18 protein-coding genes are annotated in these 23,264 nt (G+C 40.3%); 10 read left to right on the top strand and 8 right to left on the bottom strand.

What is annotated here, in order from left to right; translation table 11 throughout:
• Nucleotides 1-240 precede the first annotated feature (240 nt).
• Together AOM43_RS11410 and AOM43_RS11405 are read left to right on the top strand one after the other, a co-directional pair.
• Nucleotides 241-1,059, top strand: a complete 819-nt coding sequence (locus AOM43_RS11410) for a class I SAM-dependent methyltransferase (protein WP_013924215.1) — start codon at nt 241-243, stop codon at nt 1,057-1,059.
• 198 nt (nt 1,060-1,257) lie between these two features.
• Complete coding sequence (locus tag AOM43_RS11405) at nt 1,258-1,863, top strand: hypothetical protein (RefSeq protein WP_013924216.1); 606 nt, start codon at nt 1,258-1,260, stop codon at nt 1,861-1,863.
• A 28-nt stretch (nt 1,864-1,891) separates the two neighbouring features.
• Here AOM43_RS11405 and AOM43_RS11400 read toward each other — a convergent pair whose 3' ends face one another.
• The 7 genes from AOM43_RS11400 to AOM43_RS11370 form a co-directional block, all read right to left on the bottom strand.
• Nucleotides 1,892-3,070, bottom strand: a complete 1,179-nt coding sequence (locus tag AOM43_RS11400) for an LL-diaminopimelate aminotransferase (RefSeq protein WP_059360364.1) — start codon at nt 3,068-3,070, stop codon at nt 1,892-1,894.
• The gene (gene asd / locus AOM43_RS11395) at nt 3,067-4,140 is read right to left on the bottom strand and encodes an aspartate-semialdehyde dehydrogenase (RefSeq protein ID WP_006340579.1); all 1,074 of its coding nucleotides are present in this window, start codon (nt 4,138-4,140) and stop codon (nt 3,067-3,069) included. Before asd ends, AOM43_RS11400 begins: the two co-directional genes overlap by 4 nt.
• Before the next feature lie 7 nt (nt 4,141-4,147).
• On the bottom strand, nt 4,148-5,041 hold the full coding sequence (gene dapA / locus AOM43_RS11390) for a 4-hydroxy-tetrahydrodipicolinate synthase (RefSeq protein ID WP_226987517.1): 894 nt from the start codon (nt 5,039-5,041) through the stop codon (nt 4,148-4,150).
• On the bottom strand, nt 5,038-5,727 hold the full coding sequence (locus tag AOM43_RS11385; RefSeq protein WP_059360601.1) for a 4-hydroxy-tetrahydrodipicolinate reductase: 690 nt from the start codon (nt 5,725-5,727) through the stop codon (nt 5,038-5,040). Before AOM43_RS11385 ends, dapA begins: the two co-directional genes overlap by 4 nt.
• Before the next feature lie 69 nt (nt 5,728-5,796).
• On the bottom strand, nt 5,797-6,834 hold the full coding sequence (locus AOM43_RS11380; protein WP_226987516.1) for a polysaccharide biosynthesis/export family protein: 1,038 nt from the start codon (nt 6,832-6,834) through the stop codon (nt 5,797-5,799).
• 71 nt (nt 6,835-6,905) lie between these two features.
• Nucleotides 6,906-8,642 carry a RasGAP domain-containing protein gene (locus AOM43_RS11375; protein WP_059360358.1) on the bottom strand — a complete coding sequence of 579 codons (1,737 nt, stop codon included), beginning with the start codon at nt 8,640-8,642 and terminating at the stop codon, nt 6,906-6,908.
• A 10-nt stretch (nt 8,643-8,652) separates the two neighbouring features.
• A complete protein-coding gene (locus tag AOM43_RS11370) occupies nt 8,653-9,714 on the bottom strand; it encodes a hypothetical protein (protein ID WP_059360356.1) in 1,062 nt (353 codons plus the stop codon).
• A gap of 204 nt (nt 9,715-9,918) precedes the next feature.
• On the opposite strand from AOM43_RS11370, the gene AOM43_RS11365 reads away from it, so the two are divergent.
• The 7 genes from AOM43_RS11365 (at nt 9,919) to AOM43_RS11335 (ending at nt 19,184) form a co-directional block, all read left to right on the top strand.
• On the top strand, nt 9,919-12,336 hold the full coding sequence (locus AOM43_RS11365) for a SurA N-terminal domain-containing protein (RefSeq protein ID WP_006340573.1): 2,418 nt from the start codon (nt 9,919-9,921) through the stop codon (nt 12,334-12,336).
• Between the two features lie 9 nt (nt 12,337-12,345).
• Entirely contained in the window at nt 12,346-13,011 is a 666-nt protein-coding gene (locus tag AOM43_RS11360; protein WP_006340572.1) for a DOMON domain-containing protein, read from the top strand.
• Nucleotides 12,989-14,032: a glycine cleavage system aminomethyltransferase GcvT gene (gene gcvT, locus AOM43_RS11355; protein ID WP_059360354.1), complete on the top strand. Its 1,044-nt coding sequence runs from the start codon at nt 12,989-12,991 to the stop codon at nt 14,030-14,032. Before AOM43_RS11360 ends, gcvT begins: the two co-directional genes overlap by 23 nt.
• Nucleotides 14,033-14,043: 11 nt before the next feature.
• Nucleotides 14,044-14,406 carry a glycine cleavage system protein GcvH gene (gene gcvH, locus AOM43_RS11350; RefSeq protein WP_226987515.1) on the top strand — a complete coding sequence of 121 codons (363 nt, stop codon included), beginning with the start codon at nt 14,044-14,046 and terminating at the stop codon, nt 14,404-14,406.
• 12 nt (nt 14,407-14,418) lie between these two features.
• Nucleotides 14,419-15,756 carry an aminomethyl-transferring glycine dehydrogenase subunit GcvPA gene (gene gcvPA, locus AOM43_RS11345; protein WP_059360352.1) on the top strand — a complete coding sequence of 446 codons (1,338 nt, stop codon included), beginning with the start codon at nt 14,419-14,421 and terminating at the stop codon, nt 15,754-15,756.
• Nucleotides 15,756-17,210 carry an aminomethyl-transferring glycine dehydrogenase subunit GcvPB gene (gene gcvPB, locus AOM43_RS11340; RefSeq protein ID WP_059360350.1) on the top strand — a complete coding sequence of 485 codons (1,455 nt, stop codon included), beginning with the start codon at nt 15,756-15,758 and terminating at the stop codon, nt 17,208-17,210. Before gcvPA ends, gcvPB begins: the two co-directional genes overlap by 1 nt.
• 132 nt (nt 17,211-17,342) lie before the next feature.
• On the top strand, nt 17,343-19,184 hold the full coding sequence (locus tag AOM43_RS11335; protein ID WP_059360349.1) for a hypothetical protein: 1,842 nt from the start codon (nt 17,343-17,345) through the stop codon (nt 19,182-19,184).
• Here the strand turns inward: AOM43_RS11335 and AOM43_RS11330 are convergent.
• Nucleotides 19,181-20,470, bottom strand: a complete 1,290-nt coding sequence (locus AOM43_RS11330) for a hypothetical protein (RefSeq protein ID WP_006340565.1) — start codon at nt 20,468-20,470, stop codon at nt 19,181-19,183. The genes AOM43_RS11335 and AOM43_RS11330 overlap by 4 nt on opposite strands.
• Before the next feature lie 124 nt (nt 20,471-20,594).
• Between AOM43_RS11330 and AOM43_RS11325 the strand changes: the two genes are divergently transcribed.
• Nucleotides 20,595-23,246, top strand: a complete 2,652-nt coding sequence (locus AOM43_RS11325) for a DEAD/DEAH box helicase (protein WP_059360347.1) — start codon at nt 20,595-20,597, stop codon at nt 23,244-23,246.
• The last annotated feature ends 18 nt before the right edge of the window (nt 23,247-23,264 follow it).

The raw sequence follows: 23,264 nt of genomic DNA, 5'->3' as shown, positions 1-23,264 counted from the left end.
ACATTTGAACTCTTTGCAATTAGGGGGGGGCAAATCTCCTTTGAAATGAGATTCCTCGGATGAATTTAGTCGATTTTTTACTCATCTTCGATGTCGCCACAAAAAAACGACTTGCAACAATTATGACAGTCATTATCCTTGTATCATCGGTTCAGCATCAATTAGTAAATTTTAAATAATCATCTTAAATTGTATTGCAAAATACAACATAGATACATAATTAGATTTAAAGGAAATATCATGAATATCCATTTTGTTCCAAATAATCCAGAAGCTATAAGTCTATTTCGTCAAATAGTTCTAGAGCCAAATGATGAAAAACCAATCGTTGAGATGAACGACGAAACTGCCCGGGATATGAATATCATATGGGCTTCTATAGATGCTTTAGCAGTTCGATGGCGAGGGGAAAAAGATTCTCGTGTTCCTGGGATGCCAAGCAATCGAAAGGAATTCTGGGGTGCTTTTGCACAGGGTCACGAGCCACAAATTTTACCTGTTGCACAAGAATTTATCGATAGCACATCTGGTCAAGGTAAGTTAGCGATTGATCTTGGGTGTGGTAAAGGGGGTGCAACCAATTATTTGTTACAGAAAGGATGGAGAGTTATTGCGGTTGACTATTCGAGATCTGCATTAAAGGCTCTTGAATTGCAAAATAGCAAGGAAGTTAAATCGGGTCAATTGCGCATCATTGAAGCAGAAGTGGCAGCCTTCGTTCCTTCCGAGCCCGCAGATCTTGTTATTGCAGCAGATGTTCTTCCTTACATCAATCCCTCCAAATTCCACGCAACCTGGACAAAAATTCATGATACCTTTATCAAAGATAATGGTTTTTTTGTTGGAAGCCTTTTCCGTGATACTACAAAATCTGAAGAAGTTCCAGTAATGAACATGTTGAAAGAAATGGGAGCTTGGTTTCTTCACGATAGACGTATGGTAAGGCCTCTTTTAACTCAAGCTGGGTACGAGATAAAAAAATGTATATACCGAATTGATGACCCCACTTCGGAATCAACATGCATTCAATTTATTGCTGAAAAAAAGACAATCGTCTAAATCTGCAAGATGAGGGAAAATAAAGGTAAAAAAAACAACACTTTTGTAATCCCTCATTTACGAATGTAAAGCATCGTTTCTTATTCTCAACAACCACCATTCTCAAATCTATGAATGTCTAAGAGTTCCTCTTCTGGAGAGGCTCTTGCGAATCAGGAGAAAGAGTTGCTTGTATGATCTTTAAATGAAAGGGATATAATGCTTATAAGATGTTTGACGAATAAAGGACTAAATCTTCCCGAAAACTTGATCGGAAAGTTGACAGGATTTTCCAAAGAGGCCGAATTTCATTTAACCATCGGTAAAATATATGTTGTTTACGCCATGGTCATCGAACAAGGTTACATTTGGTATTTTATTTGTGAATATCATGGTCGCGATTATCCTTTTTGGTACCCTTCCCCGCTATTTGAGGTGATCGATGGAAGAATGTCAAAATATTGGATGTATGCTTGTTTAGAGACATATCTTCGAAAAGATTATTTTACCTTATGGGCATTTCCAGAATGGATAAATGATCCTTATTATTATGGACAGCTTGTTGAGGGGGATGTTCCATATGTCGAAAATTTTGCCAGATACAGAATGTTAATGGACAAAGAGTTTCCACATCCTTCCATAGAGCCTGTCGCTGATATTGGAGATGAAAACTGGTTGATTTGTCCTGCATGCATTGATGCATGGGAGTCTTCCTCTCTTGTCGATGCCTTGACGACATGTCCCGGATGCAAAACGATTTATAACAATCCTCGCTATTACAACGATGATTCATTTAAATCCAAAATTGTTATTTGCAATGAGTGAATGAAGGATTGAATACATATATGTTCATTCAAAAGAGTTTTTGTAAACGTTGAATAGCTTCTAACACATTTTCGCGATGACCAAAAGCGCTCAGACGTACAAACCCTTCTCCGGCTGGTCCAAAACCAGATCCTGGAGTTGTCACAATTTGGACATTCTCAAGCAACATTTGAAAAACATCCCATGACTTTTGACCTGGAAAGCGAATCCACACATAAGGAGCATTTGTTCCCCCATAAATTTCAAGGGGAAAATGTTTGAGGCCTTCTACAATTAGACGGGCATTTTCAAGGTAGAATTGGGTTAATTGTTGCATTTCATCAAAACCTTGCGTGGATAATGCCGCGATTCCTCCCTGTTGGGCAATATTGGAAGCACCATTAAAAATGGTCGTGAAGAGACGCGTCCAGTCCCTAATTACAGGTGTGCCATCCTCAAATAACAGTTTTTCTGGAACAACCGTCCAGCCTAATCGAACTCCTGTAAATCCTGCAATTTTGGAGAAAGATCCCATTTCAATCGCGACTTCGTGAGCGCCTTCAATTTCGTAAATTGAGCGGGGAAGAGTCGGATCTTGAATGTAATGTGCATAGGCAGAATCAAAGATAATGATCGATTGATGGATTTTTGCAAATTGCACGAGTTTTTTTAGCTGATCGTGCGTTGCAACGGCACCCGTTGGATTATTGGGTGAGCAAAAATAAATCAAGTTGACGGGTGGCGTGGTTTTCAATGTGGGAAAAAAATGATTCTCTGGTGTACATGGCATATAGTGAATCTGTTTTACACCATGCATAAGGCTTCCATCTACATAGACTGGGTAGGCGGGGTCTTGAACCGCAATGGAAACATCTCCTCCAAAAAGAGCTTGCAAACGTCCAATATCACATTTGGCTCCATCTGAAATAAAAACTTCCTGCGGAGAGACTCGATTGTGGTAGATGTTCTCTGCGATTTTTTCTCTTAATAAACTTTGCCCTTGTTCTTGCCCATAGCCTGTATATCCTTCCTTGGTCCCTAGACGAGCCGCTCCATCCACTAAGCCATGTGTAATGGTAGAGGGAATGGGCTCGGTTGTATCTCCAATGCCAAGACTGATTAATTTGGCAGTTGGATGTTGTGCCAGGTACTGCAACTTCCGTTGGTTGATTTCTGGAAAAAGGTAGGTAGGTTTTAGCGCGCTGAAATGGGGGTTACGTTTTGTCATGTGAGATATCTTTGGGTAAAAAGTAGTTCAGCATTCAGAATTCCTCCTCCAGCAGCTCCTCTTAAGGTATTGTGAGAAAGCGCGACAAAACGGAAGTCTAATAGATTGCATGGGCGTAGGCGTCCGACTGTGATGGCCATTCCTTTCCCGGCATCTCGGTCTAGGCGGGGTTGCGGGCGGTTTAACTCCTCTCGGTAGAGGATTGTTTTTTCTGGGGCTGAAGGAAGTTCTAGTGTTTGTGTTATGGGTGTATAGGCATTCCAAATGGAGAGGATTTCTTCTCGCGATGGAGGGGTGGCAAATTCCACCGAGACGCAAGCGAGATGCCCATCCAAGACAGGAACACGATTGCAATGGGCTGAAATGCGGACATCAGGCGTGGGAATAATTTCATTATCCACAATGCTTCCAAATATTTTAAGAGGTTCATTTTCTGTTTTTTCCTCTTCTTTAGCAATGTAGGGGACAACATTTTCATAAATATCCCACGAAGGAACCCCTGGATAGCCAGCCCCACTCACTGCTTGCATGGTGGTCACTAAGATTTTTTTTAGCTGAAATTTTTCGTGTAAAGCTGCCAAGGGGATCATGTAGCTTTGAATTGAGCAATTGGGTTTGGTGACAATAAACCCTTTTTCCCATCCCCGTTTTTGTTGTTGGGAAGGGAGAATCGAGAGGTGAGAGGCATTAATCTCAGGAATCAATACCGGCACGTCGGGAGTTTGTCGATGGTAGCCTGCATTGGATACAACAGGGAGACCTGCAGCGGCATATTGCTCTTCATATTCTTTGGCTACATCGGTATCGATAGCCGAAAAAACAAACTGACATTTCTCTAAAGCTTTAGAAATTTGATCAATAGAATACACATATAGCTGACTTTCTCTTTTAGGAATAGGTGTGGGCATGTGCCATCTGCGTTCAACAGCAGCTTCATAGGTTTTCCCCGCGGAGTGTGGGGATGCACACAGAAATGTAACTTCAAACCAGGGATGATTCTCCAATAAGCGCAAATAATTTTGTCCTACCATGCCAGTAGCACCTAAAATTCCAACAGGGATTTTTTCCATAGTGGTCCTAATGTTTGATTAAGCGCATTTCTTGTAACAATTGAAGGAGCTTGGCTTTATTTTCAGGTAAAAGATCGCAAAGAGGAAGTCGACAGCTCCCGGCGGGTTTTCCACACATTTGCATGGCCGTTTTAATTGGAGCGGGATTGACTTCAACAAAAGCCATTTTAAATAGGGAGAGAAGTTCATAATGACTTTTTTGTGCTAAATCAAATTGTCCTTCCAAAGCGTAGTTAACGAGGTGGCTCACTTGTGTGGGAACTAGATTGCTAACCACCGAAATGATTCCCTGCGCACCTAAAGAAATCATGGGGAGAGTTAAGGCATCATCTCCGCAAAAAACGGTGAAATTGGGATTGATACGACTGATCTGATGCATGGTATCGCTGGTTTGCAGCAAATTTCCAGTTGCATCTTTAATCCCGGCAACATGAGGTAGAGTTGCAATTCTTTGTAGGGTTGCGATTTCAATATTAACGCCTGCTCGGCCAGGAATATTATAAACATAAATGGGTAATGAAACTTGCTGTGACAAAGCTTCAAAGTGCTTAAAAATGCCTTCTTGCGATGGTTTATTGTAGTAGGGAGTGACAACTAAAAGAGAATCCGCGCCCAAATCCTGTGCTTTTTTGGCTTTTTCGATTGTTTGATGGGTGCTATTACAACCCACTCCTACCATAACAGGAATTTTGTTTTGCGTTTCCCGTACGGCAATTTTGATAATTTGTGTTTGTTCTTCAGGAGATAACGTGGGAGATTCTCCTGTTGTTCCTAAAACAAGAATCCCATTGACGCCAGATGCGATTTGAAATTGGATATTTTTGGATAATCCTTGCTCATCCAAATCGTATTGCGCAGTAAAAGGGGTGATAAGCGCTGTGATCGTTCCTTTTAAAGTCATGAAAATCTCTCTAGATTGAGGCATTGTTCGAAAGTGAAAATTCCTTTTTTATCCACGACCCATTCTGCCGCTCGAATAGCTCCTGCTGCAAATCCTTCTCGATTTCGGGCTTCATGCGTGAAGGAGATGGTGTCCGCAAATGTGTCAAAAAGGATGGTATGTGTTCCTGGAAATGTCCCACATCGCACACTAGAAAAGGTGAGAGGAGGGGTAGATTTCAGTTCCTCATTTAGTACTTGAGCAAGCTTTTGAGCAGTCCCAGAAGGGCTATCTAATTTTTGGCTATGATGGTATTCAATGCCTGCGGCCGAATATTCAGGAAAAGGGGCCATTAGTTGGGCTGCATAGCGCATCATTTTTAAAAAAAGTTGAATACCTAAGGAAAAGTTGGGACTATAAAGAACCCCCACTTGATACTTATCAACCAAGCTTTTCAATTGATCAAATTGATCATACCACCCCGTTGTCCCAATCACAGTAGGAATTCCATGATTGCAAATTTTTTCAAGGTTTTCGAGGACAGCATCGGGTTTTGAAAATTCAATGCACACATCTGCTTTGTGAATACTTTTCCAGCCTTCGCAGTTTTCAGAAGAAACGCGAGAAACGATTTGATGTTCCTTCTGTATCGCAAGCTTCTCAAGCATTTTTCCCATTTTCCCATAGCCAACCAATGCTATTTTCATGACTGTACTCTCCGTTACTTTCTCACATCATTTCACGTTTTTGCTTAAAACTCAACTCGCCCAAAGGCCTTATTTCGATATTTGGTTAATCAGTTCAACGGCTGGAATTAGGCGGATGGTCCCTTCCAATTCACGCATAAATAACGCCCATTCAGTAATGGCTTTGCGAGAAACAAAAACTACATCTCCGGGGATGAGCAGTAAGTTTTTATTAGGTTCGTGGACCACAAAATCCCAGGTAAACGTGTAAATTCTAGGGCAAGAAATATTTCCTCTAATCACCTGGATGTGATTCTTATTCCCCGTGAATCGAATGCCGCGTGCAAGCGCAAGGGCTTCTTTTAATGAAATGGATCCCGAGAGCAAAGGAATACGTTTAGGTGCATGGACATCTCCAAGTACCATAGCAACATGATCTGTCGGACTCGCAATAAAAATTTTATCGCCGCCTTTCATGACAATATTTTGGTTCATGTCTCCCATTTTTAGAAGGCGGGATAAATCTAACTTAAGAGGGAGATTATCTCTTAAAACGTAGCTTGCAAATAAATTTGCCGTGGGAAGAATAAAGGCTTTTGTTAGAACTTCATATAATCTCAGCTGGCCATCAGCTGCAATCGGAGGGGGGGATACTAATCCGGTGATGATGATCTTATTGGATTCCTTTGCCTTGAACGAAAGGTAAATCTCAATGTCTTTGATTTGTTCATTAAAGCGGGCTTTAATTTCCTGACGAGCTTGTGGAAGCGTCAAACCTCGCACATCCACAGCATTTAATTCCGGTAAAGTAATTTTGCCATTTACAACTCGAAATCCACCTGTACGAGCGTTAATCAGTTGCACAGCCGCCATGAGATCGCGGCGAGAGGGATGGTAAAGTGTGATATTTAATACATCATCTTCACAAATGACGGGATAATAAGGCGTAAAGGCATCTTCAGGAAGCTCTGCATAATAGTGGCCCTGAAGCTCTTCAATGGCAAACTTTCCTTCTTCTTGAATTCTTTGAGAATCTAGAACAAATTCGCATGCACCCAAAAGCGTATACGGATTCGCCTGGGCAGATGAGTGTAATAAAAAAAGTAGGATGACGAGTAACTTTTGCATCATTTTCCGTTCGAAAGAAGAATAAGCTACGCACTATAGCATTCTCCGAACTTTGTCGCAAATCAAGACATTTACTGTGTAAGTCCTTGAAACATCTGATTTCTTAGCTGTGTGGTGTCTTCAAAGAAAGGGTTCATGAAGGCATAATTGGAAGAAGCTTCAAATTTTTCTCCGAGAGCAAATTTGGTTAAAATTTTAGCGATTTCAATGGCGTTGGGGGCTTGCTTATCAATTAATACAAAACTGTCGTCAAATTGCTGAGGATTGACGAGCATCGCATTTTGCATTTTAATTAAATATAGGCCCAGGACAGCTATTTTTCCATTTTCATGGTTTGCAGAAGGAAATCTTCTATCTATTTCATTCTGTAAGTGTTGGTAGACCTTTTTCATCGCAGGTGTTGGAGGGTTAGTTTCTAGATGATGGGTGATATCCTTTAAAATTGTTTGATGGATATTTAAAAAGTTTTCAGGGTTGGGGACTATAATTTCTTTGGTTTCTAGATTAGAATGAGTGAGTTCAAAATTATTAGGAATATGTCCCCAAATGTAGTTTAAAGATTTTTCGTTTTCTTTGCGCTGGAGCATGCTGACAAATTTCATTGCAACATTATCTTTAACGAGAAATGTTTGAAGAGAATCTAGCGTTTTAACTTCATTTGTTATCAGGTGACTGGCGATGTCAGCTAAATCGTTATCTGAGAGGGCTCCACTGTTAATCATCATTTCAGCCATGGAAACACTAACAGAGGATGGAAGGGCTAAAAGAATTTGGCTAATCCCTCTTGGAGGATGCTCTAAAGTCATTTCAAAAAGTGTATTTTGTTGTTTTTCATTTAGATTTTGAACAAACTGAGAAATCCCTTTGGCAGTTTCAGGAGACTCATCGATTCTAGAGCTTAACACTTGGACTGTATGTAAAGCTGCTTCTGGATTTTCTTCCCATACTTCTTTTAACATCGAGGTCAAGTGATTGGCAGGAACGTTTAATAACAAATTTTGATTTTTCACTAAGCTCTCGGTATCCGCATGACAGAGATTAATAATGGAATCTCGAATTGTGTGACTAACAAGGTCTCTTTGACTTGTCGTTGGATTGGTCATTTTTTCGGTATAATTAGGCGTTAGCAAGCTATTTAAAACACTTTTATAAAAAGGTAGTGGAGTACTATTAAGCAGTTGAAATACGTCATCTTGACGAGAGGATTTCGTTTGTTGGATTAAAAAATCGCGCATTTTAACGCCCGTATCTGGAGATAATTTTGCAAAAAACTTCGATTGATATTCAGGAGGAAGGGAGAGAAGCAAATCAAGTGTTTTGGGATTTTTTTCATCCGCTAATGTACGCAGGGTGTCAAGAATGCTCTTATCGGCAGAGGAGATATATAGTTTGATGATACCCTGTTCATGAGCGGTGAGTTCATTGAACGGTTTCGACTGGTTCTCATTTAAAATCTGTGTGACCTCTTGCTTAAGTTCATCTTTTGTTTTGATGAGTTCATATGACGATTCAAAATGTTGTTTGATTTGGGAAAAAAATGATTGAAAAGCCGTCATGGTTTTTTTGACTGTTTGATTTTCTAAAGTCTCTTTCGTTGGTTCTGAAACCGCAAAACGAACTTTCCTTGTAGGGGCTTGGGTTTCCATCTTGGGTGTTTGATCTTGAATTTTCTTTTCTACTGGCACTGTTTTTTGTCCGAGGACATTTGAAATTTGATGCCCTAAAGCAGTCGTTGATTGTTTAACGTAATCAGCAGCTTTGTTTAAAGCATAGGCAACTTGCGCGAAACCTTTGATTGGATCTGGCATATCAAATTCCTCACTTTCTATATTCTTGTTTACTTGCTTCAACAGCTTCTTGATGTGCTTTTACTTCTTGAAGAAAACGCTTGGGTATTTGACCTTTTAAATTTTCATGCACCGAGGGAGGTGCAATAGCCAGGAGTGCACTGGCTGTAGCAGAGTCTTTTTTCTCATAAGATTCTAAGATTGCGTCCTCAATGACAACTTGGACTAGCAGATCATGGGCGATACTTTCTAAGAAAGCGTGTATTTCATTTTCGGCCTCTGCAGGAATTTGAGGATGCGTATTCAGTTTGCTCAATGCTTTAAAGGCTTTGGTATTATCCTCAACCCAAAGAGAGGTAAAAAAAGCGTCTAGCTTTTCCTTGGGGATATTGAATAGAAGGTTGGTATGTTCGGGGATGCTTTTCTCGTTTTGACAGATTTTGATGAGTTCTTGGCTAACCGTTTTATTGGGTTCGTCTATTAAAGGTCCCATCAATTTTTGCAATTCAGGGGAGTGAGAAGCATTAAGCAAAAGCAAGACTTCTTTGGGATTGGTTTTTACAAATTCCAGAAGATAAGCGTTTAATTTTTTTTCAGAGGATTTTGATTTAAAAAAGGTGTCGATTAAGGTATCCCGTCGATCGATAGGAAGTGATTGGAGAAAAGTGAGAGGTAAAGGGCTATTTTTCCCCATCAAAGGAAGTAATGTTTTGACTAATTTCTCGGGGTTTTGGGGATCTTCAGAGAAAGAAATATCTAAGATATTTTTTTCCGTTTCAGAGGAGAGGGGAGTTTTCTTTTGAATAGTTGAAGCAGACTGCTTTGTTTCGGAAGATTTTCCGATGAGATTTTTGAAAAAAACAAAGGCTCTTGTCTTTGTTTTGTTCACCTCTTCTTTGGAAGTGGCATTTGAAGCAACATGTTTTTTGTATGTTTTTTCTACTGTTTCACTAGGGACTTTAACGTCAGTTTTTTTGTCTTTACCTAAAAAACCGAGTGAAACAGAGTGGCTACCTAATTTAAGCTTTTTTGAAATAGAAATACTTCCGAGAGAAGAAGCAATTTGGGATAATCTATGAATAGGAGAGACCATATAATAAACTCTCTATTAATAGTTTCTATTAATACTATTATTATACCAAATAGATAATTTAATGTGGGTAGATGCTAATATTTTATGTTTTTTTAATCTTAACAGTAAGCTCCCCTAGAAAAAAGTTTGTGGTTATCCTCCGATTTTGCTACGATTTCCTCTTTATTAAGAGTGAGCCAATTTGTAAGCGAGGACTTGAACCTTATGCTCCATTTTTTTCGTACTTATGAACGATATCTTTATATCGTAATCACGTTTGTTATTGTTATAACATTCTCTTTTTTTGGTACTTACAACGAGATCCTTTCTTCCGGTGGAACAGATGAAACAGCATTTTATACGGTAGATGGTTCAAAAGTAAGTCGAACTGATGTTCAAAATATTGTCCATTTTATTTCGACAGATTCTGAAGACAAGCTTTCATTTGGGGGTATGTGGGGTCCTAATTTTTTGAATGATGGGGTCATAAAAAAAGATTTTCTTCAAACAGGATTAGCAGAAATTTTAATTCTGCATTATCAGAATGACTTGAAAGAGGAGCTTCAAAAAAAGCTCGAAAAAGAAAAACGTTTTTCTCTCTACACGCATCCGCAAGCGAAGTTTGTCGGTGTTGAATCTGTTTGGAACTATTTGGCTCCAGGGATGAAAACCAATTTTGATACCCTACGCTTTTCTGACAAAGCTGTTGATCCTCAAACCCTTGCGTCAAGAGTTCAACTTTTCTTGGGTGAGCGTCAGCTACCTCCTGCATTGATAAGCAATGTTTTACGCTATCAAGAAAGACAGTATGACTGGATATCACCTGACCCTAATTTAGAACGGATGGATCTTTCTTTGTTTGGTTATCACACAATTGAAGATTGGTTTGGTTCTCGCTTTGTCCATTTAGTAGCCCAATTTATTGCCAATTCAGCCAAAATTGCTGAGCAAAAAGGTTATGTGGTCACAAAAGGGGAAGCATTGGCGGATCTAATTCGTCACAGCGAAAAAAGTTTCCAAGAAAACCAGGCTAGTCCTTATCTCGGCTTAGCAAGTAGTCGCGAGTATTTTAATGAGCAATTGCGTCGTATGGGAATGGATCAAACAAAAGCTGTCCAAATCTGGAGACAGGTGTTGCTTTTTAGACGTCTTTTCCATGATATGGGCAATTCGGTTTTCATTGATCCTTTAACAATTGGTCAAATCCAACAATTTGGAAACGAAACAATTGCAGGGGATGTGTACCGTTTGCCATCTGCTTTGCGTTTCTCTGATTGGCGTTCTTTGCAAAAATTTGAGATTTACCTCGATGCGATTGCAAAAAGAGGTGTATCAGCAAAAGATCTGCTAAACTTGCCTACACAACTGCGTTCTGTCGATCAGGTGGCGAAACTTACACCAGAGCTCGTAGAGAAAAAGTATACGCTTGAGGTAGCTGAAGTAGACAAAAAAGCCTTACAATCGCTGTTTAGCATTAAAGAAACATGGCATTGGGAAGTGCAAGATGCAAATTGGGCAAAGCTTGCAAAACAATTTCCTGAGCTAGCCTCTCATAAGGCTGAGACTCAAGACTCCCGTTTTGCTGTATTGGATGGGCTCGATCAAAAAATGCGTACAAAAGTTGATGCTTATGCACGTGGTCAGATGCTTGAAGAAAATCCAGCTAAGTTGTCAAAAGCTTTAGATGAAGCAAAATCGAAAGAAATTGTCTTAGGTTTACGCAAAAAAGGGGGATCAAGCCTGATTAAAGGCCTTAAAGATTCTCAAGAATTGATGAGCTTATTAGACAAAGCTCCTCTAAAAGGGCAGAGTGCGAGTGCTTCTCAAGAAATCGAAGCTGTGGAAACGTTAAAACACTTTACAGTGAATGGAAACAATTATTACAGAATCGAAGTGTTGCAAAAAGCGCCGACTGAAACTGTCATGACTTTCCAGGAGGCGAATCAACAGGGGGTTTTAGATGATCTGCTTAACAAGACTTTGGAAAATTATTACACCAAAATTCGCACTGACAGAGAGGAAGAATTTCAGAATGAAGATAAAACCTGGAAAGACTTCCAAGTGGTTCAAGGAAAAGTTGCAGAGTCCTATTTTACACCTTTGTTAACAGCCATTAATGCGGATTACCAAAAGAATAAGCCCCAGGACAGCAGCCAGTTGATTCAAACCTTAACACCTGAATTGAGTGCTCCTTTACGTTTTTATGCCTATAGCCGAGAAGCTAGACAGGCGCTTCAAAAATCTCCTGAAAAGAGTGTTGAATTGATTGCCGAGGCATCCTCTCAGAACGGAGATCTGAAAGACCAATGGAAACTTGTAAAAGAACCTTACTCAATCGGTCATAATCAGGATTCTACTCTTGTTGCGAAAGAAAAAGCGCACAAAATGAATGAAGGGGAGTGGTCTCCGATCCTTCCGCTTCCGAATGGAGATGTGCATTTCTTCACGGTGCTGAAAAAAGGAGTACGAGAAGAAAACCTTCAGCTTGAAGAGCAAATGAGTATGGCGCATCGGTTACTATCAGATGATGCACAACAAAAATTAATGGAGCGTGTGTTAAAAGAAATTTCAGATAAACAAGCGATTTCGTTAGATTATCTGACACGTTCTTATGAAGAAGTTGCGCCTGAGGAAACAAAATAAGGAGGGAAAATGGATGACTTTATTCCTGTAAGCCCCCTTAATTTTTTTCAGATCCAGGTAGACTGCTACCGATGTGAAATGGAGAGAAAGCACCCCTTTCTCTCCAAGCCTATTCCAGAGAAGTTTTTTCTGCCTGATACATCAAGCTTATCCACGGAAGATACCTTTGCCAAAGTTGCTTTAGGTTGGCATCCGGATGGAATGGCTTGTACGGTTGTTGTACAAGAGCCTTTTACCGAGGCTGATTATCCCAATATTCAACATGGCGATAGTATCGAGCTTTTCTTAGATACACGCGATATGAAAAATGCGGGTTTTAACACCCGTTTCTGCCATCATTTTTTCTTTTTGCCCAAAAGTGTCGACGAAGTCTCTTGTGGAGAAATCACCCGTTTTCGAACAGAAGATGCACATGAATTATGTGACTCTAATGAATTGAAAATGAAGGCTGATTTTACATCTAAAGACTACACCATCTATATTTTTATTCCCCGACAATGTTTATATGGGTATGATCCAGAACAGTTTGATCGGCTTGGTTTCACTTATCGGATTAACCGCCCTAAAAGGCCATCTCAGCATTTTTCCGTGCTTTCAGATGAATATCAAATCGATCAACAGCCCGCTTTATGGGGTAGCTTAAGGTTGATCAATGCAAAAAACAGCTCTAAATAGTCAGCACCATGCTTTAGGTGCAAAAATGGTGGAATTTAGTGGGTGGGAGATGCCTGTATCCTACCAAGGAATCTTGGCAGAACATCTAGCCGTTAGAAACACTGTGGGTATTTTTGATCTTTCACACATGGGAAGAATCGATGTGGAAGGAGCGGATGCCGAGCAATTATTAGAAAGTCTTTCTACTAATATCATTAGTGGAAAAATGAATGGATCAGCTACCTACACTGTCTGGATAAACGCGGAGGGTGGTAGTGTGGATGATTTGATTGTTTATCGCCAAAGCCCTACCCAATTTTTCGTGATCGTAAATGCGTCTAATCGGGATAAAGATTTAAAATTTCTCGAAGATCATGCCCAAAAATTACGAGTTGAGATTACCCCTCGTTACAATGACGGAATTTTAGCCATTCAAGGTCCTCAAGCACCTAGCATGGTGAGCCATCTCTTTCCTTCCGCTTCTGTCATTAAACCCATGCATTTTGAAGAACTTATTTATGATGGGGAGCAGCTGATTTTGTCGGCGACTGGTTACACAGGTTCAGGGGGATTTGAAATTTTAGCTTCTGAAAAAATCATCAAGCAGCTCTGGCATTACTTTGTCGATCAAGAAAAAATCCCTCCCATTGGTCTCGGAGCGCGCGATACGTTGAGATTAGAAATGGGGTATGCATTATATGGACATGAACTCAGTGACACCATTTCCCCCCCAGAAAGTGTGTCTGCATGGACAGTAAAAAAGGCTTTGCCTGTATTAGAAAAGCGAGCGACTAAGCGTTATGCCTATGGAGTGGTCTTGTTGGAAAAAGGGATCGCACGTGAAGGCAACGAGGTTTTATCCGCGGGCGAAGAGATTGGATATGTGACTTCGGGAACATACTCTCCCAGTTTACAAAAAGCTATAGCACTAATCTTAGTAAATAAAAAATTGACCGCAGGCAGTTTGGTGGAAGTTCAAATACGCTCTCAAGCATGCCCTGCTCAGGTCGTAAAACTACCTTTTGTCAAGATCGAAAAATGAAAGGAAAAGTCATGAAAAGATATACAGAATCGCATGAATGGATTGAAATCGAAGGACCCATAGGAACGGTTGGTGTGACTGATTACGCGCAAAAAGAGTTAGGAGACATTGTGTATGTCGAGCTCCCACAGGTGGGTAAAAAAGTCTCTAAGGGTGGCGAAGCAGCTGTGCTTGAATCGACAAAAGCAGCGGCAGATGTCTATTCACCTGTTTCAGGAACTATTTTAGAGGTGAATGATGAACTTTCCACAGAAGCCCAGAAAGTGAATGAGTCCCCAGAAAAAGGGGGATGGCTTTTTAAAGTGCAATTGGATAGCCCAGAAGAAATTTCGACACTCATGACTTGGGAAGATTATCAGAAATCATTTGGTTAATAGGAGCTGCAAGTGGACTTCATTTCCAATCAAGAGCCTCAAATTCAGGAAATGCTTAAGGATTTAGGCATACGGAATGTGGAAAATTTATTTCAGGATATTCCAGAAGAGCTTAGGCTTGCGCGTCCAACCATCGATGATGGAATGTCTGAATATGAAGGCGCTAAATGGGTGGAGTCCCTTGCTTCTCAAAACACCTATCCTTCCTTTGAAAATTATTTAGGTGCAGGCGCCTATGAACACTATGTGCCAGCAATTGTTTCTGCTATATGTGGCAAATCCGAATTTTTAACTTCCTATACTCCCTATCAAGCCGAAGCTTCGCAAGGAATGCTTCAAGCCATTTTTGAGTTTCAATCGGTCATTTGTGCTCTAACAGGTATGGATGTTTCGAATGCCTCGGTTTATGATGGAGCGTCTGCATGTGCGGAAGCGGTTTTAATGGCTATGCGCTGTCAAAAAGAACGTTCCAAAATTCTATTAGGATTTTCTTTGCATCCTCATTACCGAGCGGTCATTAAGCAGTATGTGCATGGGCATGACGTTCAGATCCTAGAGATCCCTTTTCTTCCCTCGGGGGAAATAGACCCAGACAAATTACATGAAATGCTGGATGAACAAGTCGCAGCTGTTTTAATCCAATCACCCAATTTTTTTGGCGTTGTGGAAAACATGCAGAAGATTGTTCCTCAAGCTAAAAAAGTAGGGGCTTTAGTGATCCAGTGTGCCAATCCACTGGCTTATGGTCTCTTTGCATCGGCTGGTGAAAATGGGGTGGATATTGCTGTTGGGGATAGTCAGCCTTTTGGCTTGTCATTGAATTTCGGCGGGCCTTACGCGGGTTATATGGCTTGTCATCAATCTTTGGTGCGACAATTACCTGGAAGAATCGTGGGAGAAACTGTGGATACAGGAGGGAAGAGGGGATTTGTCCTTACTCTCCAAGCACGAGAACAGCATATTCGACGTGAAAAAGCCACATCAAATATTTGTACAAACCAAGCTCTGGCAGCACTTGGAAGTTTAATTGCCATGTTATGGTATGGAAAAGAAGGCATTCCTCAGCTCGCACTGACAAATTTTCAACGCACTTCCTATTTAAAAAAGCATTTAGAAAATATTGAAGGTGTGGAAACGTTTAATACGCCTTTTTTTAATGAATTCCTTGTCCGATTTCCAGGAAATATGCAGCGCACCCAAACCCTATTTCGAAATGCAAAAATAGAACCCGGTCTCGACATGGGAAAATTTTATCTTGAGATGCAAGGTTGGATGTTAGTCGCCGTGACTGAAACAAAAAGCAAGGCGCAACTTGATCACTATCTCACAATTGCAGGGCGGAGCGTATAATGCAAACCATCTTTGAAAAATCCCAATCCCGACAGCATGCCTATAGTCTTCCCGCTAGCGATTCGGCTTTTAACGCTTTTCATCCGCCTCAACATTTGCTCAGGCAAACACCTTTGTTATTGCCAGAAATTTCAGAACTCGATCTCACGCGCCATTTCTCGCAACTTGCACATCGAAATATGAGCATTGATACAAATTTCTACCCTCTAGGCAGCTGTACAATGAAGCTAAATCCTAGAATTAACGAATGGGCAGCCGCATTGCCTGGTTTTACCCGTTGCCATCCTTTTGCCCCTGACGAGACTGTACAGGGAAATTTGCAGTTAATGGCTGAATTGATTGATCTGCTTTGTGAAATGTGTGGAATGGCTGCTGGAACGCTTGTTTCAAATGCAGGAGCTCAAGGGGAATTTACGGGGATACGGATGATTTCCGCCTACCATGAAAAGCAAGGGGATGACCGGAAGCGAGAGCTACTGATTCCAGATAGTGCTCATGGAACAAATCCGGCTACAGCTGCCATGAATCAATACAAGATCATTTCTATTCGAACGAATGAGAAAGGAGATATGGATCTTGAACAACTCAAGCAGTCTGTCAATCATTCGACAGCGGGACTCATGCTAACAAATCCTAATACGTTGGGATTATTTAGTCCCTCAATTTTGGAAATTTCCAAGATCATTCATCGCAGTGGAGGATTGCTATACTATGATGGAGCCAATTTAAATCCGATTTTGAATGTGGCTCGTCCAGGAGATATGGGTTTTGATGTGATGCATTTGAATTTGCATAAGACTTTTTCTACTCCCCATGGAGGTGGTGGACCAGGATCTGGTCCCGTTCTTTGCGTTAAACGACTTGAGGAATTTCTGCCGGTTCCTCGCATCATTAAAGAGGGCATTGAATATCGTTTGAAATGGCAAGCTGAGAACTCTATTGGGCACATGGCTTCTTTTCAGGGAAATTTTGCTATCAATGTCAGAGCTTACCTATATGCCAAACTGCATGGGCATTTTGGATTGAGAAAAATTGCTGAACAATCGGTATTAAATGCGAATTATCTCAAGGCAAAAATGGAGCCGTTTTTTACCATTCCCTTTTCGCAACCTTGCATGCATGAGTTTGTTATGCAGGCTGACCGATATCTCTCAAAAGAGATCAGAGCTCTTGATATTGCAAAAAGATTGTTAGATTATGGTGTGCATGCCCCTACGATTTATTTTCCTCTTATTATTAAAGAGTGTATGCTGATTGAACCAACTGAAACAGAATCGAAATTAACCTTAGACAATTTTATAGCCTGTATTCAAAAGATCGTTCAAGAAATAGAGTCAGATCCTCAACTTGTAAAAACCGCACCCCATACTCTGTCGGTTTCTCGTCTTGATGAAACTTTAGCTGCTAGAAACCCTATTTTGAAACATCAAACATCTAAAAAGAATAGCGAATAAATAAATAAGTCGATGTTTTTTTCGTACTTGCATTGTTTTTTGGATTTTATTAATGTGACCCATATCCAACTAACCGCGCTGGTCATTTCTTTAACTAATTTGAACACGACTTATAATCGAAGGAATTTGGCAATGACTGTCAATAACGAGTTTTCACGTGTGTATCCTGCTTATGGGCTTTCCGGAACTGAAAGAAAGAACTCTTTACCGACTCTATCAAAGAAATTTCTCTTTGTATCTCCGACGGCACTTCAAGCAACAAATAAGCCTAGAAAAGTGAATAAAATAAAACACTTTTTCACGTATGTTGTTCGAAAAATTGTCCAATTCTTTAAAGGGATTAAATCTAAATTATCTCAAAAACTAAAAAAACCTTCTAAGAAACCTTCAGCATATGTGATTCCAGCTGCGCCACCACCACCACCATCAAAGGCATCTCCTGTAAGTTCTCAACAAAAAAAAAATCCTAGAGTGTCTCCAATGCCTTCCGCTCCGAAAGAAGAGAAGTCCGAAGGGGCGAGTGCTGCGAAAAGACCAGTGAGCACTTCATCTCCTATGATGAATGAGCTTAACAAGGCTGTGTTAAACAAAGGGAAAAATAGCAGTAACATTTCGATAGAAGAACAAATTCAAAGAAATAAAGCAAAAAAAGAAGCGTCTGATCATTCAGAAGAGTCAAATGGCTCAGGATCTGTTCAAGATCAAATCAAAAGATTCAGTGCAAAGCCTAAGGAAGCAGGAACTTTTGAGAAAAAAACAGTTAAAAAAGATGAAACACCCGTAAAATCTGAAGTTTTATCTGTTGAATCTATTCTTACACAAGAAGCATCAGCATATATTGCTCCAGACGATGCTTTGCAACCAAAGCCAGTTTTAGAATCGTCTGCAGTTCCGAACGAAATTTCAAGGCAGAAAATTCAAGATGCTTTGTCGTCTGGTGAAAGCTCCCCAAGAGATCTTTCATCTTCGGGGGAGGGTTTTGTGGTTATTGAGGTTTCTCAGACAAATGAAAAAGAAAATGATAAAACGGAATCAAAACCCATCAATTCTTCGTTTTATTTTGGTGAAGAATTTATCAAAGTGGAATCTTCTCAAGACCCAGAGGCGGGGCAACTTCCTAAAAGATTAGACCTTTTCAATTCAGAAGGAAAAGTGGAGCCTCTTGAAACGCCTTTTTTAGGGGGCACTACTAGTTTAGTGGACACTGCTGAGGAAGATGTGGAAAAGGGTGATCCGCAAGAAGAAGACAGAAGAATGGCTGAGCTTGCGAATCAAACAGTGGAAACCGAAGTATCTAGCCAGCCTAAAAAGCATGAATCTCCACAAAAGGTAGTTACTGAAGAGCAAGCACAAAGAGTTTCAAGGATTGCTCCAAAGCTTATTGAAAGATCAACTCAGAACCCTAATCCAGGTAGGTTAATAGATAAAATGGGAGGTTTTATGGAAGGCTTGAATGTTAGACTTCCGTTACCCGGTTCTACCCCCCCTAAAAAAAATCCAGCTCCAGCTCTTTCGCAAGAACCTGTGACTGGTTCGGTGCAAGTTGGGACCCCTACGCCTTCAAATGTCAACTCACGGCAGGATTCTTCCGCACCTACCGGTTCAGATCCTAGCATTTTAGCGACGCCTGAAAAAAGACGGCCTCTTCCTAGGCAGCCAAGAAGAAGTTTAAATGAGGGAATCCCGGATACCGATTCGGGTCCAGAGCAAGAGCAAGCAAAGTTTATTTCTCATCAAATTGCAGGCCTAATGAGTCCGCCAAGGGCAGATGATGCACTTTTAACTTCAGCCGCGAATCCGAATTCCCCATTAAAATTAGATTCTGAGGGGAGTATTTTAGGTGGGCTTGGCAGTTCGAAAAGCAACCTCGATCATCTCACTAAATTAAGACCCCAGCAACAACATAAGCGGTCCCCCACAGCAAGAAAAACGCGCAAGAAAGAAATTTGTCTAGAGAAGCCAAACGCATCCTAAGATGCTTTTGGCCTTTTAGTGAGTTTTTCATGAGCGAGCTTTTCATGAATGCGTGATTCTGGCAAGAGATCGTTGATTAAATAATTGATAGAAAACTGTGTTAAAGACTCTTTTTTGGTGTGATCATCCTGGCACATTGCATAGATGACTTCATTAAAAAAGAGGGCTTTTATCCAGTTCTCTTTTTCCGGGAAAAATGCAATGGTTTTTTTTAGCCATTCATAAAGGTGCTCTTCTTCTATCTCTAGATTTTGTTTCACACAATAAGGCTTCAAACATTTAGCGATTAAGCTGTCGATCGCTTGCATCTTAGATGTTTCGTTGTGGCAAAAATGATGTTTCGCAACAGCGAACAATTGAAATAAAAGCTCTGTGCTTTTTGTTTGTTTAAAAAAGACCTCTAAAGATTCCCCCACAAGGGTTTTGAAATGGAGAATTTTTCCTTCATCACCCAGCTCGAGCTGTTGATGGGCTCCAGGTCGTGTCATTGCACGCATGGTTTCCCAATAGGTTTCTAAAACCGCAGGATCGGACGCTGTCATATTGACGTGCTCAAAAGCTTTTTTTTCAGAGCCATTTAGGTTAGATTTTTCTTTTTTAAGGATTTCGGCAACCTGACTCGCTGCGTTTTCGGTGAATCCACCCATTTTTTGCAGACGATAGGAATCAATGGTTTTTTCGCGTCGCAGAATGTTTAAGCATACATGAACAAAATGGATGGAAGTATTACCGTAAAGCTTCGGGCACGCTATTTTAATCAATTGAGGATCAGTTTGATTGCTAATTTTTAAATTTTCATTTGAATGAATGCGAAAGCCATTAAATTTTCGTAGAGAAGATTTTAGATAATTCCAAGACCATTTTTTAGGTTCTTCAGAGCTTTTATTCCATTTTTGAAACATGCCTAAATGGTCATTAAAAAGTGTTGCAGCACGTACTGAGTAGTAGTTGGGGGAGACCACGGAGCTCACATCATCCGATTTCTTCACAGTTTGGAGAATACGTTTAGTGGTCTTATTGATTGTTTGAATGTGCTGAGCTAATCGCTCGATTTTTTGATCTGTATCTTGTTGTCGTTTTTGCCGTTTTTTCTTAGAAAACACACTCTTAACCAAACGGCTGATGTCGACGAGGCGTGCATGTGCCCATGAATATGTCAGAATAGGCGTAAAGACTTTTCCTTCGTCAATATAAACATTTGAAATCCCGTGGTTTGAAATTTTTGCAACTTCTTGGACGGCATCGAAATAAGTCAGGTATTCTTGTTGGGTGAGATTAGCGACCATAGTTAAGTCCTTGAGTTTGAAAAACGGTTTAAATGGCTTATTCTAAAAGATTCTGTGTTTCCAACAAATAGAAATTTCCGTAAAATTCTATTTGCTCTGCAACTTCCTTTTAAAAGAATGTTAAATGTCACTTAAGTTTTCTATTCAAAAAAAATCCCTAATCAGTGAAACCGGTTTTTCAGTTAAGATTGAAAATGCGGATGGATTGCCCCTTTCGAAGTTCTCTTCTTTGCTCGCATTGGCTAAGGATAAAGAAAAGGTTGAACAAGAGGTCCTTCATTTCCTCGCCAAAGAAGGGGTTCCTTCTGAAGACAATCCTTGGATTATCAAAGTGCCCGGCCTTTCCTCTCTAAAAGCCTTAAAGCTTTTGGCTGCCACTGGGCACCTATTTTTTGAAGGTCGCTTACTGATTTCTGATTTTTTTACACCCGTTGAATTTTATTACTTTGTAGAAGGTTCTACCGAATTGTCTATCTCTGGCAAACTGAAGGCATCTAAAGATGAGTTTGATATTCGCGACTGTGACTTTATGACAGGAGGACCTCCTCACTGGTTTATAAAAGGCCATTTTTTACGTCTTATCTCGACGGAAATCTCCTGGAGAAATCTGCATAAATTGCTAAATAATCCATCGCAAGACTGGGTGAAAATTTTTTTAAAGGAATGTCAAGAAGACGTTGCTCTTGGTGGACCTCGCATTGTTTTTCAAAATGAATCGGCTAGTTTAACGCAAGATGTGGCACCATTGCCTTGCTTAATTTTAAAAGATCGCTTTGGTGCTTTTGCAGATTTGTGGATGCTCTATGGAGAGCAGAAGGTTCAATATGGAGAGATTGTGCGGTCTCCCGTTAAGCGCGATTTGAAAACAGAAGAATTGTGGGCACAGGATTTGCTTGAAACCGGCTTTCAAAGAAAGCAAGTAGGGACATCTCAATATTACTGTCCTCTAGATGAAGTTCCCAAAAGTCTAAGTTTTCTTTTAGAATTAGGTTGGACCCTTCTTGATTTTCAGGGAAATCGGGTGGTCAATTATTCCAATGCCTCTTTAGATGTTCAGACAGGGCAAAAAGAAATCCTTATTCGCGGAAAGCTTCGTTTTGACGATTATGAGGCTAGTTTAGGGGATGTGGTGGGAGCTTTCAATCGGCGTGAAAATTTTGTGACAATCGGTTCCGGTGTGGTAGGTTTACTTCCACAGAATTTCAATAAGAGTGGGCTGCCTGATCTAGCTGAAGATGGCGAAATTGTCTCTGGTGGAATTAAAACAAAAAAAAGTCATTTTGGCTCTCTTCTGGAATTATTTGATACCCCTTACCAAATCTCGGCGGATCGTTCTTTTGAGCAATTGAGGCAAGGACTCCTGGATTGGAATGAGACCGAGGTTGTGGTTTTAAATCATTTTAAAGGAACGTTACGCCCCTATCAACAACATGGTGTGAAATGGTTAAAATTTCTGTTCGATCAAAAATTTCACGGTATTTTAGCAGATGATATGGGGTTAGGAAAAACCATTCAGGTTTTAGCTTTTTTATCGCTTTTGGATTCTGAGCTCCCTACGTTGATTGTTTTGCCGACTTCGTTGATTTTCAATTGGAAAAACGAAATTGAACGATTCTTAGAGGGACGAAGTCTGCACATCCATCATGGGCCCAATCGTCTGCAGCAATGGGAAGCATGGGATAAAAAAGGGATTATTCTTACGTCTTATGCGACGTTAAGAATCGATTTACCTATGTTCAAAGTCATAGATTTTCAAGCGATTATTTTAGATGAGGCGCAAGCGATAAAAAATGCACATACTTTGACGGCTCAAGCGCTCACACAGCTAAACGGCCAATTCCGATTATCTCTGACAGGCACTCCCATTGAAAATCACCTGGGTGAACTATGGTCCCAATTCCGATTTTTGATGCCGGAACTTTTGGGAAGTGAAAAAGATTTTCAAAATGATCTACAAGTCTCAGAAGGGGATTTACGCTATCTACAAAGGATCAAGAAGAAAATTCGTCCGTTCATGCTACGAAGAAAAAAGGAAGAAGTAGCAAAAGATTTGCCAGAAAAAATTGAACAAGTTGTCTGGGTAGAAATGAATCCTGAGCAACGTCAAGTATACGAGGACTATTTGAGTGGTGTGCGCGGCAATTTGTTTAAAAAGGTGGAGCTTGATGGCATCTCTAAGCACCGGATGGAAGTTTTAGAAGCCATTTTACGTTTACGCCAAATCTGCTGTCACCCTTTACTGGTGACAGCTCAAGAAGGTTCATTTGTCGCAAGTGCAAAATTGGACGTGTTGATGCAAGATTTAGAGACATTAGCTGAAGAAGGAAAGAAGGCGCTCGTTTATAGTCAATTTACGAGCATGCTTGGCTTGATTGCTAAAGAATTTCAGAAACGCGGATGGAATTTTGTTTACTTAGATGGAAGTACACATAATCGAGAAAAGGTTGTGACCCAATTCCAAGAGGATGCTTCGATTCCATTTTTTCTCATCAGTTTAAAAGCAGGTGGAGTTGGATTAAATTTAACTTCTGCTGATTACGTTTATTTATTTGATCCTTGGTGGAATGAGGCAATTGAAAATCAAGCGATAGACCGTGCTCACCGAATTGGACGTCAAGATACGGTCATTGCAAAGCGTTTAATTGCTATTGAAAGTATTGAAGAAAAAATCCAAAAATTAAAAGAGAACAAGCGGCAACTTATCGAAAGTTTGTTTGATGAAACGTATGGGCAAACTCAGCTATCAGAAGAAGATTTTCAATTTTTACTTTCTTAACACCGAAAGACCTTTTTA

It is taken from the genome of Parachlamydia acanthamoebae (genome assembly GCF_000875975.1).
GTDB lineage: Bacteria > Chlamydiota > Chlamydiia > Chlamydiales > Parachlamydiaceae > Parachlamydia > Parachlamydia acanthamoebae.
This window is presented reverse-complemented; position numbering and strand designations above follow the sequence as displayed.

Excerpts from the sequence above, each read along its gene's own strand:
- AOM43_RS11410 (WP_013924215.1), top strand. The coding sequence starts at position 241 with ATGAATATCCATTTTGTTCCAAATAATCCAGAAGCTATAAGTCTATTT.
- AOM43_RS11405 (WP_013924216.1), top strand. The coding sequence starts at position 1,258 with ATGCTTATAAGATGTTTGACGAATAAAGGACTAAATCTTCCCGAAAAC.
- AOM43_RS11400 (WP_059360364.1), bottom strand. The coding sequence starts at position 3,070 with ATGACAAAACGTAACCCCCATTTCAGCGCGCTAAAACCTACCTACCTT.
- asd (WP_006340579.1), bottom strand. The coding sequence starts at position 4,140 with ATGGAAAAAATCCCTGTTGGAATTTTAGGTGCTACTGGCATGGTAGGA.
- dapA (WP_226987517.1), bottom strand. The coding sequence starts at position 5,041 with ATGACTTTAAAAGGAACGATCACAGCGCTTATCACCCCTTTTACTGCG.
- AOM43_RS11385 (WP_059360601.1), bottom strand. The coding sequence starts at position 5,727 with ATGAAAATAGCATTGGTTGGCTATGGGAAAATGGGAAAAATGCTTGAG.
- AOM43_RS11380 (WP_226987516.1), bottom strand. The coding sequence starts at position 6,834 with ATGCAAAAGTTACTCGTCATCCTACTTTTTTTATTACACTCATCTGCC.
- AOM43_RS11375 (WP_059360358.1), bottom strand. The coding sequence starts at position 8,642 with ATGCCAGATCCAATCAAAGGTTTCGCGCAAGTTGCCTATGCTTTAAAC.
- AOM43_RS11370 (WP_059360356.1), bottom strand. The coding sequence starts at position 9,714 with ATGGTCTCTCCTATTCATAGATTATCCCAAATTGCTTCTTCTCTCGGA.
- AOM43_RS11365 (WP_006340573.1), top strand. The coding sequence starts at position 9,919 with ATGCTCCATTTTTTTCGTACTTATGAACGATATCTTTATATCGTAATC.
- AOM43_RS11360 (WP_006340572.1), top strand. The coding sequence starts at position 12,346 with ATGGATGACTTTATTCCTGTAAGCCCCCTTAATTTTTTTCAGATCCAG.
- gcvT (WP_059360354.1), top strand. The coding sequence starts at position 12,989 with ATGCAAAAAACAGCTCTAAATAGTCAGCACCATGCTTTAGGTGCAAAA.
- gcvH (WP_226987515.1), top strand. The coding sequence starts at position 14,044 with ATGAAAAGATATACAGAATCGCATGAATGGATTGAAATCGAAGGACCC.
- gcvPB (WP_059360350.1), top strand. The coding sequence starts at position 15,756 with ATGCAAACCATCTTTGAAAAATCCCAATCCCGACAGCATGCCTATAGT.
- AOM43_RS11335 (WP_059360349.1), top strand. The coding sequence starts at position 17,343 with ATGACTGTCAATAACGAGTTTTCACGTGTGTATCCTGCTTATGGGCTT.
- AOM43_RS11330 (WP_006340565.1), bottom strand. The coding sequence starts at position 20,470 with ATGGTCGCTAATCTCACCCAACAAGAATACCTGACTTATTTCGATGCC.
- AOM43_RS11325 (WP_059360347.1), top strand. The coding sequence starts at position 20,595 with ATGTCACTTAAGTTTTCTATTCAAAAAAAATCCCTAATCAGTGAAACC.